Genomic DNA, 4,079 nt, shown 5'->3' with positions numbered 1-4,079 from the left:
CGCCCACCCGCCCGGGGTGACGCCGTTCAGGCTGCCGATCACCGGGACGGTGACCGCCTGCGCGGCGCGTTCGAGCAGACTCAGGTAGCGGCGCGGTCCGTGGTCCTCGACGGCTTCCTCCGGAAAGTACGACAGGGACTCGGCGTAGCTCTGCGAACCGTGCTCGGTCAGTGCCGCATTGCGCTCCGCTTCGCGCAGCAGCTGCTCTTCGAACAGCGAATAGAGCACCACCGCACCGACGCCTGCCCCGGCGAGCCGCCGGACACCGTCGACCGTGCGGGACAGCGGGGATGCCGCCGCCACCAGTGGGTTCGGCAAGGCCAGGCCCAGATACCGCGTCGACAGGTCCATCAGCGGTCCTTGCGGGCGTCGGCGGTGAAGTGGTGCGACCCTTGCGACGCCATGTCCTCGTACCGGTCCCAGCGCTGAGCGATCGCCTCCTCGGAGAGGCCGAGGAGCCGGTCGTATTCCGCCGGATCGGTGTTGGCGAGCGCGCGGTACCGCAGTTCGCGGCTGCGGTAGTCCTCGAGCGGAATCCTCGGCCGGTGCGAATCGAGCAGGAACGGATTCTGCCCGGCCGCCCGCAACACCGGGTCGTAGCGGATCAGCGGCCAGTGCCCGCTGGCCACCGCGCGGTACTGCTGGTCCATCCCGTGACGCATGTCGATGCCGTGCGCGATGCACTGACTGTAGGCGATCACGAGCGAGGGTCCCTCGTAGGCTTCGGCTTCCCGCATCGCCTGCAACGTGTGTTGCGGATCGGCGCCCATCGCGACCCGGGCGACGTAGACGTTGCCGTAGGCGATGGCCTGCAACGCGAGATCCTTCATCGGCACCGTCTTGCCGCCGGCGGCGAACTTCGCGACCGCCCCGAGCGGGGTGGCCTTGGACATCTGCCCGCCGGTGTTGGAATACACCTCGGTGTCGAGGACGAGGACGTTGACGTTGCGGCCGCTGGCCAGGACGTGGTCGAGGCCCCCGGCACCGATGTCGTAGGCCCAGCCGTCGCCGCCGACGATCCACACGCTGCGCCGCACCAGGTGGTCGAGCACACTGCGCAGGTCGGCGGTTACGGCGGGATCCAGCTCTGCGAGCAGGGTTTCGAGTTCGGCCACCCGCTCCCGCTGGGCGCGCAGCTCGGACTCGCGCAGTTGCGGCGCCGTCAGGATGTCGTCGACGAGGTCGGCACCGATCGCCTCCCGCAGTTCGGTCAGGCGCCGCCGGGCGAGCCGGGTGTGCTCGTCGGCGGCCAGCCGGAACCCGAGCCCGAATTCGGCGTTGTCCTCGAACAGGGAATTGGACCAGGCGGGGCCGCGTCCGTCCGCGTTGGTCGTCCAGGGGGTGGTGGGCAGATTGCCACCGTAGATCGACGAGCAGCCCGTGGCGTTCGCGATCATCAACCGGTCGCCGAACAGCTGGGAGAGCAGCTTGAGGTACGGGGTCTCCCCGCAGCCCGCGCAGGCGCCGGGAAACTCGAACAGCGGCTCGAGGAACTGCGTTCCGCGGACGGTGCCGAAGTCCACCCGGGCCCGGTCGGCCGTCGGCAGCGTCTCGAAGAAGGTGATGTTCTCGCGTTCGGGGGCCACCCGCGGTTCGCGGGGGGCGAGGTTGATGGCCTTGGTCACCGTCGCGCCGGGGGCCACGGCAGGACAGGCCTCGACGCACAGCCCGCATCCGGTGCAGTCCTCGGCGTAGACCTGCAGGGTGTACCGGGCATCCGGCAGGCCCACAGCGCCCAATGCCGCCGAGCCGAACTGCTCCGGGGCACCGTCCAAGTGGGACTTGTCGTAGAACTTGGTACGGATCACGCTGTGCGGACAGACGAAACTGCAGTTTCCGCACTGGATGCAGGTGTCCGGGTCCCACACCGCGACCAGTTCCGAAATGTTGCGCTTCTCGTAGGCGGTGGTGCCGCTCGGGTAGGTGCCGTCCACGGGAAACGCGCTGACCGGCAAGGCGTCCCCGCGCCCGGCCATCATCTCCGCGGTGACGGTGCGGACGAACTCGGGCGCGTACTCGGGCACGATCGGCGCCGGCACCCGCGTGGTGGTCACCCGGTCGGGCACATCGATCCGGTGCAGCTCTTCCAATGCCCGGTCCACCGCGGCCAGTTCGCGCCGCAGCACGTCGGCTCCGCGGTTGCCGTAGGTCTTCTCCACCGACTTCTTGATCCGGGCGACGGCCTGCTCGCGCGGCAGCACATCCGAGATCGCGAAGAAGCAGGTCTGCAGCACGACATTGATCCGCCCGGCGAGCCCGACCTCACGAGCGATCCGGCCCGCGTCGACCGCATACAGCGTGATCCGTTTGTCGAGGATCTGTTCCTGGACCCGGCGGGGCAGCGCGTCCCAGACCTCGTCCGGCCGGTGTCTGCAGTTCAGCAGGAGGGTCGCTCCCGGCGCGGCCGGCCCCAGGACGTCGATCTTGTCGAGGAATCGGAACTGATGGCAGCCGACGAGGTCCGCGCGGCTCACCAGATACGGTGCGCGGATGGGCCGTGGCCCGAAGCGCAGGTGCGAGACGGTCTGCGAGCCGGACTTCTTCGAGTCGTAGACGAAGTAGCCCTGCGCGTGCAGGTGCTCCTCGTCGCCGAGGATCTTGATGGTGTTCTTGTTGGCCCCGACGGTGCCGTCGGAGCCCAGGCCGTAGAAGATCGCCCGCACGGTGTCGGAGGATTCGATGTCGAAGGACGGGTCGTAGGTGATGCTGGTGCCGGACACGTCGTCGTCGATGCCGACGGTGAACCGGCGCCGGGGCCGCTCGCGGGCGAGCTCGGTGAAGACGCCGGCGACCATGCCGGGCGTGAATTCCTTCGACGACAGGCCGTAGCGTCCGCCGCAGACCCGGGGCATGACGGCCCGCTCACCGTCGGCATGTGCCTCGGCGAGGGCCGCGACGACGTCGAGATACAGCGGCTCGCCGAGCGAACCCGGTTCCTTGGTGCGGTCCAGCACGCCGATCGTGCGCACCGTCGCCGGCAGCGCCGCCGACAGCGCCTCGGCGGGGAAGGGCCGATACAGCCGCACCTGCACCACCCCGACCCGCTCACCGCGGGCGGTGAGCGCGGCGGCGGTTTCGGCCGCGGTGTGCGCCCCGGAACCCATCAGCACCAGCACCCGTTCCGCCTCGGGGTGCCCGGTGTAGTCGACGATGCGCATGTCGCGGCCGGTGCGCTCCCCCAACCGCGTCATCAACTCGTCCACCACCGCCGGAACCCGGGCGTAGAACGGGTTGACCGTCTCACGCGCCTGGAAGTAGGTGTCCGGGTTCTGCGCGGTGCCCCGGATGAACGGCCGCTCCGGCGACAACGCGCGTCCGCGGTGCTCGCGGATCAGCTCCTCGGGCACCAGGGCCCGCAGGTCGTCGTCGGCCAGCGTCTCGATGGTGTTGAGCTCGTGCGAGGTGCGGAAGCCGTCGAAGAAGTGCACGAAGGGCACCCGCGTCCGCAGGGTGGCGGCCTGCGCCACCAGCGCCAGATCGTGCGCCTCCTGCACCGAGGCCGAGGCGAGCAACGCGAACCCGGTCTGGCGCACCGCCATCACGTCCGAATGGTCACCGAAGATCGACAGTCCCTGCGCGGCCAGGGACCGGGCGGCGACGTGCATGACCGCCGAGGTCAGCTCGCCGGCGATCTTGTACATGTTCGGGATCATCAGCAGCAGCCCCTGCGACGCGGTGAACGTCGTCGCCAGTGCCCCGCCCTGCAGCGCGCCGTGCAGCGCGCCCGCCGCGCCGCCCTCGCTCTGCATCTCCACCACACTCGGCACGGTGCCCCACACGTTCGGCCGGTGCCGGCTGGACCATTCGTCGGCCAGCTCGGCCATCGCCGACGACGGGGTGATCGGATAGATGCAGCACACTTCGTTGAGCCGGTAGGCAACCGACACGGCCGCCTCGTTACCGTCCACCGTGGCACGCGTCATGTCGGCTCCGGAAACATCTCGATGGCGTGGACCGGGCACTGCTCGAAGCACTCTGCGCAGCCGGTGCACTTGTCGTAGTCGTACCGGTAGCCGTGGCCGGCACCCAGCTTGACGATCGCGTCCTCCGGGCACGCGCCGAGACAGCCGTCGCACTCG

At 69.8% G+C, this 4,079-nt stretch carries 2 protein-coding genes and 1 pseudogene; all 3 read right to left on the bottom strand.

The genetic code is table 11. From position 1 onward, the window contains the following. Positions 1 to 351: pseudogene (locus tag CQZ88_RS30630) on the bottom strand (dihydroorotate dehydrogenase-like protein); the annotation flags it as partial. Then, positions 351 to 3,923, bottom strand: a complete 3,573-nt coding sequence (gene nifJ / locus CQZ88_RS07680) for a pyruvate:ferredoxin (flavodoxin) oxidoreductase (protein WP_102799534.1) — start codon at positions 3,921 to 3,923, stop codon at positions 351 to 353. The gene nifJ and the pseudogene CQZ88_RS30630, both read right to left, overlap by 1 nt. Beyond that, positions 3,920 to 4,079, bottom strand: a 160-nt coding sequence (locus CQZ88_RS30625; protein ID WP_308410791.1) for a 4Fe-4S dicluster domain-containing protein, incomplete at its 5' end; no start/stop codon positions are given. The genes CQZ88_RS30625 and nifJ, both read right to left, overlap by 4 nt.

The sequence above is a fragment of the Rhodococcus sp. ENV425 genome, from assembly GCF_002887785.1.
In the GTDB taxonomy this organism is placed as follows: domain Bacteria; phylum Actinomycetota; class Actinomycetes; order Mycobacteriales; family Mycobacteriaceae; genus Rhodococcus; species Rhodococcus aetherivorans.
This window is presented reverse-complemented; position numbering and strand designations above follow the sequence as displayed.

Excerpts from the sequence above, each read along its gene's own strand:
- nifJ (WP_102799534.1), bottom strand. The coding sequence starts at position 3,923 with ATGACGCGTGCCACGGTGGACGGTAACGAGGCGGCCGTGTCGGTTGCC.